Source organism: Marichromatium purpuratum 984, assembly GCF_000224005.2.
Lineage (GTDB): Bacteria > Pseudomonadota > Gammaproteobacteria > Chromatiales > Chromatiaceae > Marichromatium > Marichromatium purpuratum.
Map to the genome: position 1 here is coordinate 3,344,047 of NZ_CP007031.1, position 15,013 is coordinate 3,359,059.

The following is a 15,013-nucleotide window of genomic DNA, read 5'->3' on the forward strand; positions in this document are numbered from 1 at the left end:
GGGGCGCCCGAGGAGCCGATCGACAGCGCGACTGGTAGCTGGCGGCTGAAGGCTGGCGGCTGACGACTGGCGCCAATCAGGCCGCGACGCTGTCCGGTTCGGACTCGGCGGCGGTCGCGGCGGCCAGGTACTCGACCGACTGCATCTCCTGCAGGCGGCTGAGCAGGCGGGCGTGGGCGAAGTCGGTCATGCCGCCGGCATAGAGTTGGTCGAGCGGCACGTCGACCGACAGCACCAGCTTGACCCGGCGATCGTAGAGTTCGTCGACCAGGTGCAGGAAACGCCGCGCCGCGGCGTCGCAGCCGGGACCGAGCTGCGGCACCCCGGAGATCAGCACGGTGAGGTAGTCGCGAGCGATCTCGATGTAGTCGGCGGTGGAGCGCGGGGTGGCACAGAGCGCGTCGAAGTCGAACCAGGCGACGTTGCTGCCGAGCGCGCGCGCCTCGATCGTCCGGCCATTGACCTCGAGCCAGGAGGCGGCGACCCGGTGCCCGCCGCTAAGTTCGTCGAAGTCGATCGCCAGCCGCGCATCGCCGTCCTCGCCGGCGAGCACATAGACGCCCTCGCGCATCAGCGTCTGCAACCGGTAGTCCTGGCCACCGTCGAGTTCGAAGACATCGGTATGACGATTGATCAGATCGATCGCCGGAAGGAAGGACTGGCGCTGCAGACCATTGCGATAGAGGTCGTCGGGCGGAGTGTTGGAGGTGGTCACCAGGGTCACGCCACGGGCGAACATCGCCTTAAGCAGACCGTAGAGCAGCATGGCGTCGGTGATATCGGTGACCAGGAACTCGTCGAGACAGAGCACCCGCAGATCGCGACACATCAGCTCCGCGACCCGGTCGAGCGGATCGGTCTGGCGCGGTAGCCGCGCCAGATGGCCGTGCACCTCGCGCATGAAGTGATGGAAGTGCATGCGCCGCTTGCCCGGCAGCTCCAGCCCCTCGACGAACCAGTCCATCAGGTGGGTCTTGCCGCGCCCCACGCCACCCCAGAAATAGAGCCCGCGTACCGGCGTCACCTCGCCACCGAGACGACGACGCACCCGACCGAACAACCCTCGCCCGGGCGCCGGCGCCTGCTCGAGCGCCTGGTGCAGCGCGAGCAGGCGCGCATGCGCCTCACGCTGCGCCGGGTCGCGAGGTTGGAAACTGGATCGATCGGCGAAGGATGGGGATGAAGCGGTCAAGGCAGGTCTCTCGAAGCTTGTGTGTGGATGCAGAGGGAGCCTGCGGGACCTTGGCCCCGCATGGCGATGGCGTTCAACGCGACCGGCATTGGACGAGGAAGCGGTCGATACGCCCCAGCGCCTCGTCGATCACCGGCAGATCGCAGGTGTAGGCGAAACGCACGTGACGTTCGGCGCCATGACAACCGAAGTCGTGCCCCGGAGTCGCGGCCACCCCGACCTCCTCCAACATGGTGGTGGCGAACTGCATCGAGTCCACCCCCACCCAGTCGGGCAGCCGGGCATAGAGATAGAAAGCCCCCTTGGGCTCACCGTCGATACCGAAGCCGAGTCGACGCAAGCCATCGAGCAGGGCGTCGCGACGCTCGCGGAAACAGGCGCGCCGCCGTTCGAGGATCTCCAGGGTGGCAGGCGCGAAGGCAGCGAGCGCGGCATGCTGTGCCGGGGTGTTGGGGGCGATGAACAGGTTCTGCGCCATCCGCTCCATCACCTCGACCGCCGCCTGCGGCGCGGCCAACCAGCCGAGTCGCCAGCCGGTCATACCGAAATATTTGGAAAAGCTGTTGATGACATAGACATCCTCGGCCAGCTCGAGCGCACTATGATCCGGGGCATCGTAGACCAGCCCCTGATAGATCTCGTCGACGATCAGCGCCGCCCCCCTGGCGCGGCAGAGCGCATGCAGCTCGGCGAGCTGCTCGCGCCCGAGCAGGGTGCCGCTCGGATTGGCCGGCGAGGCGACGATCAGCGCGCGCACCCGTGGCGACCAGGCCGCCTCGGCGCGCGCCGCACTGAGCTGGAAGTCGTCGTCGGCATCGACCGCCACCGCACGCGGCTCCACCCCGAGCAACCGCAGCACCTGGCGATAGCAAGGGTAGGAGGGATCGCAGATCAGCACCTCGTCACCCGGCTCGAGCAGCGCCTGGAACACCAGCTGGATCGCACCCGAGGCCCCCGGCGTAATCAGGATGCGGTCGGCCTCGACGCTGGCACCGTAACGCTCGGCGTAATAGCGCGACAGGCGCTCGCGCAACTGCGGCAGGCCCGCGGCGGGGGTGTAGTGCACGGCGCCGTCCTCCAGCGCGGCGCGTGCCGCGGCGAGGATCGGCTCGGGGGTCGGGAAGTCGGGCTCGCCGACCTCGAGATGGATGATCGAGCGCCCCTCGGCCTCCAGGGTCTTGGCCCGCTCGAGCAGGCGCATCACATGGAAGGGTTCGACCGCGCGTGCGCGCGGTGCCAGTCTGGGTTGTTCTGTGGATTGCATCTTGGTCTATGAGCTTTCAGGATGGCGCGCGCGTACAAGGTCCGCGAGCGTCGCAAGATCGACATGGGAGCGTCCCTCGAGCTGTCCATGCAGCACGCTGACGGGCGTCCCGGGCTCGCCGAGCCCGTCGACCACCAGGGCGGCGTCTGCGAATGCCTGCCCACGCGTATAGTCATTGACGGTGACCACCACCGTCTCGAGTCCGGCGGCGCGGGCCGCCCGCAGACCCGGTGTCGAGTCCTCCACCACCACGCAAGCGGCGGCGCCGAGCCCGAGGCGCTCGAGCGCCAGCAGGTAGACATCCGGCGCCGGCTTCTTGTGCGCCACCATGTCCCCGGCGGCGATCACCTCGAACCACTCGGCCAGCCCCGACTCGCCGACATGCGCGAGCAATGCGTGCACGTTCTCCGGTGTCGAGGTGGTGGCGATCGCCAGACGGATACCCGCCGTGCGCGCCGCGCGCAACAGTCGCAGCACGCCTGGTCGCAACCCGATCGCGCCAGCCGCGAGCAACCGCGCATAGTGGCGTGATTTGGCCCGGTGCAGGCGCGCGGCGAGCGCCTCGGACTCGACACCGGGCGGCAACGCCGGGCGGCGCGCGGCGATGAAGGCGGCGATGCGCTCGCGCCCACCGGTCACCTCGAGCAGCTCGCCATAGGTAGCAACATCCCAGCACCAGTCCAGGCCGGCCTCGGCAAAGGCCGCGTTGAAGGCGCGACGATGGCCGTCACGCTCGGTATCGGCGAGGGTGCCGTCGACATCCCAGATGATCGCCTCAAAGGGATACATGCTCGATCTCCTGTTGTACTGACGGAAGACGGCGGGTGGCGGCAAGCCTCCCAGATTAGCCGACCAGCGACGCCCGCGCACGGCCGAACGTCTCATCATGAGTTGCCCACCGCGCGGGGATCTGGTACTTAAGGGCGTTTTTCGCGAACAGGTCCGAATGGACCCGGTCGCTAGGACACCCCACGAGAAGAGCCTTCGGGAGCACATCCATGGCCGAAGCAAGAGCACAAGACGCCAAGGCGTTCGGTTTCGAACCTTATGAAGCCGCGAGCGACGAGGACTACATGAGCCCCGAGCAGGAGGCGCACTTTCGCGCCATCCTCCAGGCCTGGAAACGGTCGCTGATGGAAGAGGTCGACCGCACCGTGCATCACATGCAGGACGAGGCGACCAACTTCCCCGACCCCAACGATCGCGCCACCCAGGAGTCGGAGTTCAGCCTCGAGCTGCGTACCCGCGATCGCGAGCGCAAGCTGATCAAGAAGATCGACGAGGCACTCGATCGTCTTGACGAGCATGAATACGGCTACTGCGACGCTTGCGGCGTCGAGATCGGCATCCGCCGGCTCGAGGCCCGGCCGACGGCCACGCTCTGCATCGACTGCAAGACGCTCGACGAGATCCGCGAGCGTCAGCGCGGCTGATCACCGGTTACCGGGGGCGCTTCGCCCCCTCCCCCACGGGGCCACTGCACTTCGGCTCGTTGGTCACTGCGGTGGCCAGCCATGCCGATGCGCGCGCCCATGGCGGCGAGTGGCTGGTGCGTATCGAAGACCTCGACCGCCCGCGCGAGGTCGCGGGGGCGGCTCGCGCCATCCTCGACACCCTCGCCGCCTTCGGCATGCGCCACGACGGACCGGTGTGCTACCAGCACGACCGGCTCACCGCCTATGACGCCGCACTCGCCCGGCTCGCCGCACGCGGACTCACCTACCCCTGCGGCTGCAGTCGCGCCGAGATCGCCCACCGCGCCGCGCGCGGCGACGAAGGACCGATCTATCCCGGCACCTGTCGCGCCGGGCTGCCGCCCGGGCGCGCGCCGCGCACCATCCGCATGCGCACCGACAGCATCCCCGTCGAGTTCGACGACCGGGTGTTCGGCCCGTGCACGCAGAATCTCGAACAGGCGGTCGGCGACTTCGTGCTGCATCGTGCCGATGCCATCCACGCCTACCAGCTCGCGGTGGTGGTCGACGACGCTTGGCAGGGCATCGATCAGGTGGTGCGCGGCGCCGACCTGCTCGACTCTACCCCACGCCAGATCTGGCTGCAGCGCGCTCTGAACCTGCCCCAGCCGCGCTACGCCCATGTCCCGCTGGTGCTCGACCCCGAGGGGCGCAAGCTCAGCAAGCGTCTCGCCGCCGCCCCGGTCGATCCCGCAGACCCATTACCAGCACTGCACCGCGCCTGGGCCTTCCTCGGTCAGCCGCCCCCGCCGCCGCACTGTACCCTGCAGCGCTTCTGGGAACACGCCACCGCGCACTGGCGCATCGAACGCGTCCCGCAGACGCGCCGCGCGCCGCTGCCAGCGGATCAGTGACAGCGACCAGGGGAGTTGAACCGCAAAGACTCCAAGGGCGCGAAGGGAATGAGGCCTCAAGCCTTGTGGTTGTCGGTCACCTTTGCAGGCAGTCTTCCGGGCCTCCCTGCCTCCGGTGACTCTGGCAGCCATGGTCACGGTCGAGTCAGACCGCTCACTGGTGACTGCCAGCTGGTAGCTGGTAGCTGTCTTCCCCTTTGCGTTCTTGGCGTCTTAGCGGTTCAAAGACGCCTCTGCCAACCCCCTACTGCTGCGCGATGAAATCGCGCAGATAGGTGGCAAAACGCTCGCCGAGTTCGGGGTGGTCGAGACCGAGTTCCACCGTCGCCTCCAGATAGCCGAGCTTGCTGCCGCAGTCGTAGCGCTTGCCCTCGAAGGGGTGAGCGATCACCGGCTCGTCGGCGAGCAATGCCGAGATCGCGTCGGTGAGCTGGATTTCACCGCCGGCGCCGGTTCCGGTGTTCTCGAGCTTGTCGAAGATCGCCGGGGTGAGCAGGTAACGCCCGACCACGGCGAGGTTCGAGGGCGCGTCCTCGGGCGCCGGTTTCTCGACGATCGAGACCACTCGCAGCTCGCCATCGGGGCCGGGCTCGACCTTGACGATACCGTACTTGTGCGTCTCCTCGCGCGGCACCTCCTGGACGCTGAGCACGCTGCAGCCATGGCGCGCGTGGACCTCGGCCATCTGCTCGACCACGCCCTTGCCCTCGGCGCGGATCAGGTCGTCGGCGAGCAGCACCGCGAAGGGTTCGCGGCCGACCACCGGCTTGGCACAGAGCACTGCATGGCCCAACCCCAGGGCCTCGGCCTGACGCACGTAGGCACAGGAGGTGCCTTCGGCGAGCACGTTGCGCACCACCTTGAGCAGCTTGTCCTTGCCCGCCTCGGCCAACTCCACTTCCAGCTCGAAGGCCTTGTCAAAGTGATCCTCGATCGAGCGTTTGTGACGTCCGGTGATGAACACCAACTGTTCCACTCCGGCGGCCTCGGCCTCCTCGGCGGCGTACTGGATCAGCGGCTTGTCCACGATCGGCAGCATCTCCTTGGGACTGGCTTTGGTCGCCGGCAGGAAGCGGGTACCGCGACCGGCCACCGGAAAGACTGCCTTGTGAATCTTCGCCATCGAGTCATCTCCTCTCGTCGATATTGATTGCTTGATACGGCGCACCCCGCCCGGGGCGAGCACCTCCACGCATCGCCGGCGGGAGGCCCGATCGGCTTCGACCGGCACCGGCGGGGCGCCGTGTTCAGCCCGCGAGTTCGCGCTCGATCTCGGCCAGCGCGGCCAGCGGATCGGGCGCGGCGGCGATCGGACGACCGATCACCAAATGATCGGAGCCGGCGGCAACCGCCTCGCGCGGGGTCATCACCCGTTTCTGATCCCCCGTCGCCGCCCAGCTCGGGCGCACACCCGGGGTGACCAGCACGAAATCCTCGCCGAGGGCGGCCCGCACCGCCGCGGCCTCGCGCGGCGAGCAGACGATGCCGTCGAGCCCGGCCTCGCGGCCGAGTTCGGCGAGCGCGAGCACCCGCTCGGCCGGTTCGCCCGGACAGCCGACCTCGGCCAGATCGTCACCGTCGAGGCTGGTGAGCACGGTCACCCCGATCAGCAGCGGCGCCTTGGGCAGGGCATCGAGCCGCTCGCGGGTGGTCTCGATCATCCGCCGCCCGCCGGTGACATGGACGTTGACCATCCACACCCCGAGATCGGCCGCCGCGGCACAGGCCGCGGCGACGGTGTTGGGGATGTCGTGGAACTTGAGGTCGAGGAAGACCTCGAAGCCGCGCGCCTGCAGGGTGGCGACGAAGTCCGGCCCGAGCCGGGTGAACAGCTCCTTGCCGACCTTGAGGCGACAGCGTGCCGGGTCGAGCTGATCGACCAGGGCGAGCGCCGGCTCGCGGGCGGGGAAATCGAGGGCCACGATGATGCGTGTCGACTGGGTCACGAGGGTTCCTTCAAGGGTTCGGATTGAGATCGGCGTCTAGGCCAGGCGCGGGCCGTCGAGCCCGGCGTCGATCACCAGCGGCTCGGGCTGTACCGGCACCACCGAGCCCCAGCGTTTGCAGCTCGGGCACTGCCAGTGCAGTGAGCGCGCCTGGAAGCCGCAATGATCGCATTGATAGGCCGGCTGGCGCGCGGCCAGATGGCGGATCACCGCCAGCGCGCGCTCGAGCCGATGGACATCGGCGGCGTCCGGCAGCTCCGTCAGCTCGAGCGCGAGCAGGCGCTCGAGCCCCACCAGGTCGGCGAACCGACGCAGGTGCGCGCAGAGCAGGTCGAGCGCCTCGGCGCGACCGCGCTCGGCGGCGACCCGCTCGGCCAGCGTCACCACCAACGCCGGACTGGGATGACGCGCCGCCAGCCCCTCGAGCACCGCCAGCGGGTCCTCCCCGGGGACACGCTCGAGCGCCTCGATCAGCGCCGGCAGGATCTCCGGCAGATAGGCGCCGTGGCGTTCGACCAGCCCGCGAAACAGCGCCAGCGCCCGCTGAGGCTCGCCCTCCTCGAGCGCCACCCGGGCCTCGAGCATGCTGGCGCGCACGCATTCGGGGTCGATCTGCAACGCCCGCGCGAGCTGCGCGCGAACGCGCTCGTGCTCGCCGCGACGGCGCGCCTCCTCGGCCAGCTCGCAGTGATAGTGGGCGATCTCGGCGTCGAGCACCGACTCGCCGCCGGGACGCAGCTGCTCGGCGACCTCCAGACAGCGCTCCCAGTCACGCTCCTGCTGATAGATCTCGCGCAGCCCGGCGAGCGCGCGCTGACGGTGCAGACCGAGCCCGGCGAGCTCCTGGAACAGCAGCTCGGCGCGATCGAGCAGCCCGGCGCTCATGTAGTCCTGGCCCAGCTCGAGCAGGGCATAGCCGCGCTGCTCGGCATCGAGGCTGGGACGCGCCATCAGGTTCTGGTGGATGCGGATCGCGCGGTCGACCTCGCCACGGCGACGGAACAGGCTGCCGAGGGCGAGATGGGTCTCGACGGTCTCGTCGTCGACCTCGGCGAGCTCGATGAACATGTCGAGCGCCTTGTCGGGCTGCTCGTCGAGCAGATAGTTGAGTCCGCGCAGGAAGCTCGGATGGGCCGCGCGGCGAGACCGCCGGGGCGCGGGACGCTCGTGTCGCGCCAGCCACCAACCGGAGGCCGCCGCAACCGGCAGCAGCAGGAACAGGATCTCGATCACGCGCGCACTCCATCGAGCCGGGCCGGGGCCGTGCCTGAGGCTGCGCGGCACGACCACGGCAAGGGATCACGGCAAGCGTCACCGTGCGGCACGCGCATGACCGCCCGTGTACCTCGCACCCCAGGAGCGCAAGGACCGAGAGGGGGGCCGTCAAGTGATCCGGATCGGTCGCTCACCGTCTCAATCATAACAGGCCGGCACGACCGACCGCACGAGGCACGCCGAGGCCTCCGGGCCGGTCGGCCTTGAGTCCGTCCCGCGACCACCCCAGATTGCTCGGCACGAGCCCCTCGGGCAGGAGGTCCGAACATGATCCGCGAACCCGACCAGCAACTGGTCCTCATCACCGGCGCCACCGGCAACCTCGGCCGCGCCACCGCCGCCGCCTTCGCCCGACGTGGCGCCCGGCTGGCATTGCTCGCGCGCGACCGCGAGGCGCTCGAACGCACACGCGACGAACTCGGCACCGGGATCACCGTCGAGTGCCTCGCCTGCGACCTGCTCGCCCCCGACGCGCTCGGCGCCGAGCTTGCCCGGCTGGTCGAACGCCACGGCCGACTCGACACCCTGGCCAACCTCGCCGGCGGCTTCGCCATGGGCACGCCGCTGCACCAGACCAGTGACGCCGACTGGGACCGGATGCTCGACATCAACGTCCGCACCCTGCTGCACGGCGCGCGCGCCGCCGTGCCTCACCTGATCGCCGGCGGCGGCGGCGCCATGGTCAATGTCTCGGCCCGCGCCGCCCGCCCCGCCGGCGCCTACATGGGCCCCTACAGCGCCGCCAAGTCGGCGGTGATCGCACTCACCGAGACCCTCTCGGCCGAGCTGCGCGACCAAGGCATCAACGTCAACTGCATCCTCCCCGGCACCGTCGACACCCCGGAGAACCGCGCCGCCATGCCCGACCAGGACCCCGGCGACTGGGTCGAGCCGGCCGCGATCGCCGAGGTCATCGTCTTCCTCGCCTCCCCCGCCGCACGCGCCGTCACCGGCGCGGCGATCCCGGTCTACGGGCGGAGTTAGCAACCAGTCGCCAGTCGCTGCCGACCCTCAAACACTGACGCCGAGCACGTGCGCCACGGCTGATGGCAAGCCGTGCTGCCGTCGAGGACGCACAGCCATTGCTCGCGGGTCGCTTGCAACTTGCAACCGATTTGCGCACCTGGCGTCTCGCGGTTCAAATTCCCCCGCTGCACGCATGCGTCAAAGTCTCTAGACTAGCTGGCCTTTTCCACCCGGCCACGGCAGACGAGCGCGGATGTCCCAGGATCTTTCTCAGCACACCCCGGCGATGCGGCAATACCTCGGACTCAAGGCGGAGTACCCGGACCTGTTGCTGTTCTATCGCATGGGGGACTTCTACGAACTCTTCTTCGAGGACGCCGAGCGCGCCGCCCGGTTGCTAGACATCACCCTGACCAAGCGCGGCCAGTCGGCCGGGCGTCCGATCCCCATGGCCGGGGTGCCCTATCACGCCGCCGAGGGCTATCTCGCGCGACTGGTGCGTCAGGGCGTATCGGTGGCGATCTGCGAGCAGATCGGCGACCCGGCCAAGAGCAAGGGACCGGTGGAGCGCAAGGTCACCCGCGTGGTCACGCCCGGCACCCTCACCGACGAGGCGCTGCTCGAGGACCGTCGCGAGAACCTGCTGGTGGCGATCGCCGAATCGGCGCGCGCGGGCTACGGGCTGGCCCAGCTCGAACTCTCCAGCGGCCGCTTCTCGGTGCTCGAGGTCAGCGGACGCGAGGCACTCGCCAGCGAACTCGAACGCCTGCGCCCCGCCGAGGTGCTGGTCGACGAGTCGTCCTCGCTGCCCGAGGCGCTGCGCCTCGAGCGCGGCCTCACCCGTCGCCCGGCCTGGCACTTCGAGGCCGACAACGGCGCGCGCATGCTCTGCGAGCAATTCGGCACCCGCGACCTCGGCGGCTTCGGCTGCGCCGGCATGACGCTGGCGATCGGCGCCGCCGGCTGTCTGTTGCAGTACGTACGCGACACCCAGTTCGCCGCCCTGCCCCACATCCGCGGGCTGAGCACCGAGCAGCGCGACGAGGCGCTGATCATCGACGCCGCCACTCGGCGCAACCTGGAGCTGACCGAGAGCCTCGGCGGCGAGCACCAGCACACCCTCGCCGGGGTGATCGATCACACCGCCACAGCGATGGGCAGCCGGCTGCTGCGCCGCTGGATCAACCGCCCGCTGCGCGACCGTCACGCCGTCGCCCGCCGTCACGGCGCGGTCGCCGCGCTGCTCGCGGCCCCGGGGCGTGATGATCTCGCCGAGCTGCTCGCCGGCATCGGCGACCTCGAACGCATCCTCGCCCGGGTCGCGCTCGGCTCGGCGCGCCCGCGCGACCTCGCGGTGCTGCGCGACTCGCTGGCACTGCTGCCGGCACTCGGCGAACACCTCGAGGCGATCGACGACCCGCTGCTCGCCGAGCTGGCCGACAGGATCGCCACCCACCCCGAGACCCAGGGTCTGCTCGCCCGCGCCGTCATCCCTCAGCCACCGCTGCTGATCCGCGACGGCGGGGTGATCGCCGCGGGCTATGACGCCGAACTCGACCGGCTGCGCGGCCTCTCGGAGAACGCCGACCGCTTCCTCGTCGAACTGGAGCAGCGCGAGCGCGCGCGCACCGGCATCGCCACCCTCAAGGTCGGCTACAACCGGGTGCACGGCTATTACATCGAGGTCGGGCGCAGCCACGGCGACGCGGTGCCGGTCGAGTACGTGCGCCGCCAGACGTTGAAGGCCGCCGAGCGCTACATCACCCCGGAGCTGAAGGGTTTCGAGGACGAGATCCTGAGCAGCCGCGAGCGCGCCCTGGCCCGCGAGAAGGCGCTCTACGAGGCGCTGCTCACGACCCTGGCCGAACGGCTCGCGCCGCTGCAGAGGAGCGCCACCGGGATCGCCACCCTGGACGTGCTCACCAACCTCGCCGAGCGCGCCGAGCGCCTCGGCTGGGCGCGCCCGACGCTCGACGACACGCCCGGGATCGAGATCGTCGACGGCCGTCACCCGGTGGTCGAGCAGGTCATCGACCAGCCCTTCGTCGCCAACTCGCTCAGCCTCGACGCCGAGCGGCGGATGCTGGTGATCACCGGCCCCAACATGGGCGGCAAGTCGACCTACATGCGTCAGTGCGCGCTGATCGTGCTGCTGGCCTATACCGGCAGCTTCGTACCGGCGCGCAGCGCCCGGCTCGGCCCGGTCGACCGGGTGTTCTCGCGCATCGGCGCCTCCGACGACCTCGCCGGCGGGCGCTCGACCTTCATGGTGGAGATGGAGGAGACGGCCAACATCCTCCACAACGCCACCGCCGAGAGCCTGGTGCTGATGGACGAGATCGGTCGCGGCACCAGCACCTTCGACGGGCTGTCGCTGGCCTGGTCGTGCGGGGTCGAGCTGGCCACCGGGATCGGCGCCTACACCCTGTTCGCCACCCACTACTTCGAGCTGACCACGCTGCCCGAGGAGTATCCGGGGATCGCCAACGTCCATCTCGACGCGGTCGAGCACGGCGACACCGTGGTGTTCATGCACGCGCTGCGCGAGGGACCGGCGAACCAGAGCTACGGACTGGCGGTGGCTGCGCTCGCCGGGGTGCCGCAGCCGGTGATCGCGCGGGCCCGCACGCGGCTGCAGGAGCTGGAGCACAACGCCCGCGCCCACGCCGAGCGCGAGACGGTGCAGCTGTCGCTGTTCGCCGCCGAGCCGGCGGCCGCACCCACGCCCGAACCGCCGGCACCGGACCCGCTGCACGAGGCGCTCGAGGCACTCGACCCCGACGCGCTCAGCCCGCGCGAGGCGCTCGACGCGCTCTACCGACTGCGGGCACTGCTGACGACCAACTGAGCCGGCACGCCGCTCAGCCGAGCGGATCGGTCTCCGGCACCAGCCGGGGGCCGACACCGAGCAACGCCAGGGTGATGTTGTCCTTGCCGCCCGCGGCGTTGGCCGCGGTGATCAGGTCCTCGGCGGTCCGTCCCAGGGACGCGGGGTCGGCCGCGCGCAGCGCCTCGCGCAGCTGCGCCTCGCCGAGCATGCCGCTCAGCCCGTCGCTGCAGAACAGATAGAGATCTCCGGGTGCCAGGGTGCAGATCGACGAACTCACTCCGGGGCTCGGCAGCGAACCCAGCGCACGGGTGAGGATGTTCTCGCCGATGCCGCTCGCCATCGCCTCCTCGCGCGAGTCGTAGAGCCCTTGGTCGAGCACCTCCTGGAGCAGGCTGTGATCGCGCGAGAGCTGTTCGAGTACGCCGTCGCGCAGCCGGTAGAGACGCGAGTCGCCGACATGGGCGGCCACCATCCAGCCGGGACCGAGCACGCCGAGCACCACCGTGGTCCCCATCCCGGCGCACCCCGGATTGGTGTTGGCATGGCGCCAGATGGCGATGTTGGCCTCCTCGATCGCCGCCTCGACGAACAGCCGGGTACGCTCGGCGTCGTGGCGTGGCGAGGGGTGGCGACGGAAGCGCTCGGCGATGGTCTCGACCGCGGTGCGGCTGGCCACCTCGCCGGCGCTCGCGCCACCGACCCCGTCGGCGACCACGATCAGGCCGAGCGCGGGATGGACGCCGACGGCGTCCTCATTGTGCGCGCGCACCCGACCGCAGTCGGTCTGCCAGGCGTACTCGAGCTGATGCGACCACATCACGGGGCCACTCGCCGTCGCCGCGCTCAGGAGCCGGCCATCTGGTCGAGTTCGACCGCGAGGCGCTTGGGATCGACATAGCCCGGGATCAGGGTGCCGTCCTCGGTGACGATCGCCGGGGTGCCGCGCAGCCCCAGCTCACGCCCCAGCGCCATGTGCTCGGCCACCGGGTTGTCGCACTTGCGCATCTCGATCGACTTGCCCTGCTTGGCCTCGGTCATCGCCTCGCGACGCGCCTCGGCATCACCGGCGCACCACACCGAGACGGCCTCGCGATAGGCCTCGCTGCCCTCGCCGGCGCGGGGGAAGAACAGATAGCGCACGCGGATGCCGTTGGCGACATAGTCGTCGATCTGGCTGTGCAGCTTGCGGCAGTAGCCACATTCGATGTCGGTGAACACCGTCACCGTGTGCGCGGCGTCGGCGGGACCGAAGCTCACCATCGACTCCTCGCCAAGGGCGTCGATCAACCCCTTACGGGCCTCGGCCAGACGCGGCTCGGTGAGATCGGTGCGGGTCTTGAGGTCGACGATGCGCCCATCGATGAAATAACGACCGTCGGCGGTCATGTACATCAGCTCGCTGCCGACGAGCACCTCGTAGAGGCCATCGATCGGGGCCGGGCGGATGTCACGGATCTCGATGTCCGGGGACACCGCCTCGAGCGCGGCGCGAATCTGCTGCTCGGGACCGGCGTGGACGGCGGTGGCGAGGCAGCCGAGGGTGGCGGCCAGGGCGAGGGATCTGATTCTCAGCATGGGGCTTCCTAGTCTCTGAAGTTTTCGAATTGCAGCGGCAGCCCCCAGTCGGACTCACGCAGTAGCGTGATCACCGCCTGCAGGTCGTCGCGCTTCTTGCCGGTGACCCGCACCTGCTCGCCCTGGATCTGGGCCTGCACCTTGAGCTTGCTCGTCTTGATCGCCTTGACCATGCGCTTGGCGGTGTCGCTGTCGACGCCCTGCTTGAGGACGATCTCCTGGCGCGCGGCATTGAGCGTCTGCACCGCCTCGCCCGGCTCCAGCGCGGCGAGATCGATCTTACGCTTGACCAGCTTCTGGCGCAGGATGTCGAGCATCTGCTGGAGCTGGAACTCCTGCTCGGCGACGAGCTGGATCTTGTCCTCGGCGAGTTCGAAGCTGGCGGTGACGCCCTTGAAGTCGAAGCGGGTACCGATCTCGCGATTGGCCTGATCGACCGCGTTGCGCACCTCTTGTAGATCGAACTCGGAAACGATGTCAAACGATGGCATGAAGAACCTCGAACAGGGATATGGCCCGACCGGCTCAGCCGCGCGGATGATGCACGGCATGCATCCGCTTGAGCCGTTCACGGGCAACGTGGGTATAGATCTGGGTGGTTGAAAGGTCGCTGTGCCCGAGCAGCATCTGCACCACGCGCAGATCGGCGCCGTGATTGAGCAGATGGGTGGCGAAAGCGTGACGCAGGGTGTGGGGCGAGAGCGGCTTGAGCACCCCGGCCTCAATGGCATAGCGCTTGATCAGCATCCAGAATGCCTGACGGCTCATGTGCTCGCTGCGACTGGTGGGGAACAGATAGTCGCTGCAACGCCCGCCGAGCAGCTCCAGGCGCGGCCCCTTGACGTATTCGCGCACCCAGTGGGTGGCCTCGTCGCCGAGCGGCACCAGACGCTCGCGCCCGCCCTTGCCCTGCACCCGCACCACCCCCTGGGTGAGGCTGATCTGGGCAGGCATCAGGGTGACCAGCTCGGTCACCCGCAACCCGCTGGCATAGAGCACCTCGAGCATGGTGCGGTCGCGATGACCGCGCGGGTCGGTGGTATCGGGCGCGCGCAGCAGATACTCGACCTCGGCCTCGCTCAGACTCTTGGGCAAGGGGCGACCCAGGCGCGGGGTCTCGATGCGCGCGCTGGGGTCGTCAGCGATCACCTCGCGGCGCAGCAGATAGCGATAGAACTGACGCAGCGAGGAGACCAGCCGGGCGCTCGAGCGCGGCTTGCGCCCCTGCTCGGCGAGCAGCGCCAGATAGTCGAGCAGGTCCTGACGCGCGGCCGCGGCCAACCCGCGCTCGCGCTCGGCGGCGAGCCAGGCGGCGAAGGCGCGCAGATCGGAGCGATAGGCGCTCTGGGTGTTGCGGCTCGCGCCGCGCTCGAGCCACAGCGACTCGACGAAGCGCTCGATCAGGATCCCGTCCTCGGCCATCAGTCCTCCTCCCAGCCTTCGTGGCGCAGCAACCCGCGCTTGACGGCCAACGGCGCGGCGCAATTCTCCTCGCCCTGCGCCACGAGATCGATTCCGGCCAACGCACCCCCGCGCCAGTCGACGGCGATCGGCCCGAACGGGGCCTGGATCAGCGCCTTCGCCATGTTTCCCTCCTCCTCGACCCGGCCACCGGCCCAGCGACCGGACCGGCGAT

General features: G+C 69.5%; 15 protein-coding genes. 4 read left to right on the forward strand and 11 right to left on the reverse strand.

Annotated elements, in window-relative coordinates; translation table 11 throughout:
• Positions 1–76 precede the first annotated feature (76 nt).
• From zapE to MARPU_RS14515, 3 genes are all read right to left on the reverse strand, one after another.
• Positions 77–1,192 carry a cell division protein ZapE gene (zapE, locus tag MARPU_RS14505; RefSeq protein ID WP_005224027.1) on the reverse strand — a complete coding sequence of 372 codons (1,116 nt, stop codon included), beginning with the start codon at positions 1,190–1,192 and terminating at the stop codon, positions 77–79.
• Between the two features lie 73 nt (positions 1,193–1,265).
• Entirely contained in the window at positions 1,266–2,456 is a 1,191-nt protein-coding gene (locus tag MARPU_RS14510) for an aminotransferase class I/II-fold pyridoxal phosphate-dependent enzyme (protein WP_005224026.1), read from the reverse strand.
• Positions 2,457–2,462: 6 nt separating this feature from the next.
• A complete protein-coding gene (locus MARPU_RS14515) occupies positions 2,463–3,245 on the reverse strand; it encodes an HAD-IA family hydrolase (RefSeq protein WP_005224025.1) in 783 nt (260 codons plus the stop codon).
• Between the two features lie 209 nt (positions 3,246–3,454).
• Between MARPU_RS14515 and dksA the strand changes: the two genes are divergently transcribed.
• Together dksA and gluQRS are read left to right on the forward strand one after the other, a co-directional pair.
• Entirely contained in the window at positions 3,455–3,889 is a 435-nt protein-coding gene (gene dksA / locus MARPU_RS14520; protein WP_005224024.1) for an RNA polymerase-binding protein DksA, read from the forward strand.
• A gap of 44 nt (positions 3,890–3,933) precedes the next feature.
• On the forward strand, positions 3,934–4,785 hold the full coding sequence (gluQRS, locus tag MARPU_RS14525; protein ID WP_407636540.1) for a tRNA glutamyl-Q(34) synthetase GluQRS: 852 nt from the start codon (positions 3,934–3,936) through the stop codon (positions 4,783–4,785).
• 244 nt (positions 4,786–5,029) lie between these two features.
• Here gluQRS and galU read toward each other — a convergent pair whose 3' ends face one another.
• The 3 genes from galU to lapB all read right to left on the reverse strand — a co-directional run bounded on the left by galU (position 5,030) and on the right by lapB (position 7,964).
• Positions 5,030–5,908 carry a UTP--glucose-1-phosphate uridylyltransferase GalU gene (galU, locus tag MARPU_RS14530; protein WP_005224022.1) on the reverse strand — a complete coding sequence of 293 codons (879 nt, stop codon included), beginning with the start codon at positions 5,906–5,908 and terminating at the stop codon, positions 5,030–5,032.
• 124 nt (positions 5,909–6,032) lie between these two features.
• Positions 6,033–6,731 carry an orotidine-5'-phosphate decarboxylase gene (pyrF, locus tag MARPU_RS14535; protein ID WP_005224021.1) on the reverse strand — a complete coding sequence of 233 codons (699 nt, stop codon included), beginning with the start codon at positions 6,729–6,731 and terminating at the stop codon, positions 6,033–6,035.
• A 36-nt stretch (positions 6,732–6,767) separates the two neighbouring features.
• The gene (gene lapB / locus MARPU_RS14540; RefSeq protein ID WP_005224020.1) at positions 6,768–7,964 is read right to left on the reverse strand and encodes a lipopolysaccharide assembly protein LapB; all 1,197 of its coding nucleotides are present in this window, start codon (positions 7,962–7,964) and stop codon (positions 6,768–6,770) included.
• A gap of 309 nt (positions 7,965–8,273) precedes the next feature.
• On the opposite strand from lapB, the gene MARPU_RS14545 reads away from it, so the two are divergent.
• Together MARPU_RS14545 and mutS are read left to right on the forward strand one after the other, a co-directional pair.
• The gene (locus tag MARPU_RS14545; RefSeq protein ID WP_005224019.1) at positions 8,274–8,990 is read left to right on the forward strand and encodes an SDR family oxidoreductase; all 717 of its coding nucleotides are present in this window, start codon (positions 8,274–8,276) and stop codon (positions 8,988–8,990) included.
• A 235-nt stretch (positions 8,991–9,225) separates the two neighbouring features.
• Positions 9,226–11,820 (forward strand): DNA mismatch repair protein MutS, encoded by a 2,595-nt coding sequence (gene mutS, locus MARPU_RS14550; protein WP_005224018.1) that lies wholly within the window; start codon positions 9,226–9,228, stop codon positions 11,818–11,820.
• Between the two features lie 13 nt (positions 11,821–11,833).
• Here mutS and MARPU_RS14555 read toward each other — a convergent pair whose 3' ends face one another.
• Genes MARPU_RS14555 through MARPU_RS17760 form a run of 5 tightly spaced genes read right to left on the reverse strand, consistent with a single transcriptional unit; the run spans position 11,834 to position 14,963 of the window.
• Positions 11,834–12,619, reverse strand: a complete 786-nt coding sequence (locus MARPU_RS14555; RefSeq protein WP_005224017.1) for a PP2C family protein-serine/threonine phosphatase — start codon at positions 12,617–12,619, stop codon at positions 11,834–11,836.
• A 26-nt stretch (positions 12,620–12,645) separates the two neighbouring features.
• The gene (locus tag MARPU_RS14560; RefSeq protein ID WP_005224015.1) at positions 12,646–13,377 is read right to left on the reverse strand and encodes a DsbC family protein; all 732 of its coding nucleotides are present in this window, start codon (positions 13,375–13,377) and stop codon (positions 12,646–12,648) included.
• 8 nt (positions 13,378–13,385) lie between these two features.
• Positions 13,386–13,868, reverse strand: coding sequence for a YajQ family cyclic di-GMP-binding protein (locus MARPU_RS14565; protein ID WP_005224014.1), 483 nt, complete (start codon positions 13,866–13,868; stop codon positions 13,386–13,388).
• Positions 13,869–13,902: 34 nt separating this feature from the next.
• Complete coding sequence (gene xerD / locus MARPU_RS14570; RefSeq protein WP_005224013.1) at positions 13,903–14,799, reverse strand: site-specific tyrosine recombinase XerD; 897 nt, start codon at positions 14,797–14,799, stop codon at positions 13,903–13,905.
• Entirely contained in the window at positions 14,799–14,963 is a 165-nt protein-coding gene (locus tag MARPU_RS17760; protein ID WP_005224012.1) for a hypothetical protein, read from the reverse strand. The genes xerD and MARPU_RS17760 overlap by 1 nt, the downstream gene beginning before the upstream one ends.
• Between the last annotated feature and the right edge of the window lie 50 nt (positions 14,964–15,013).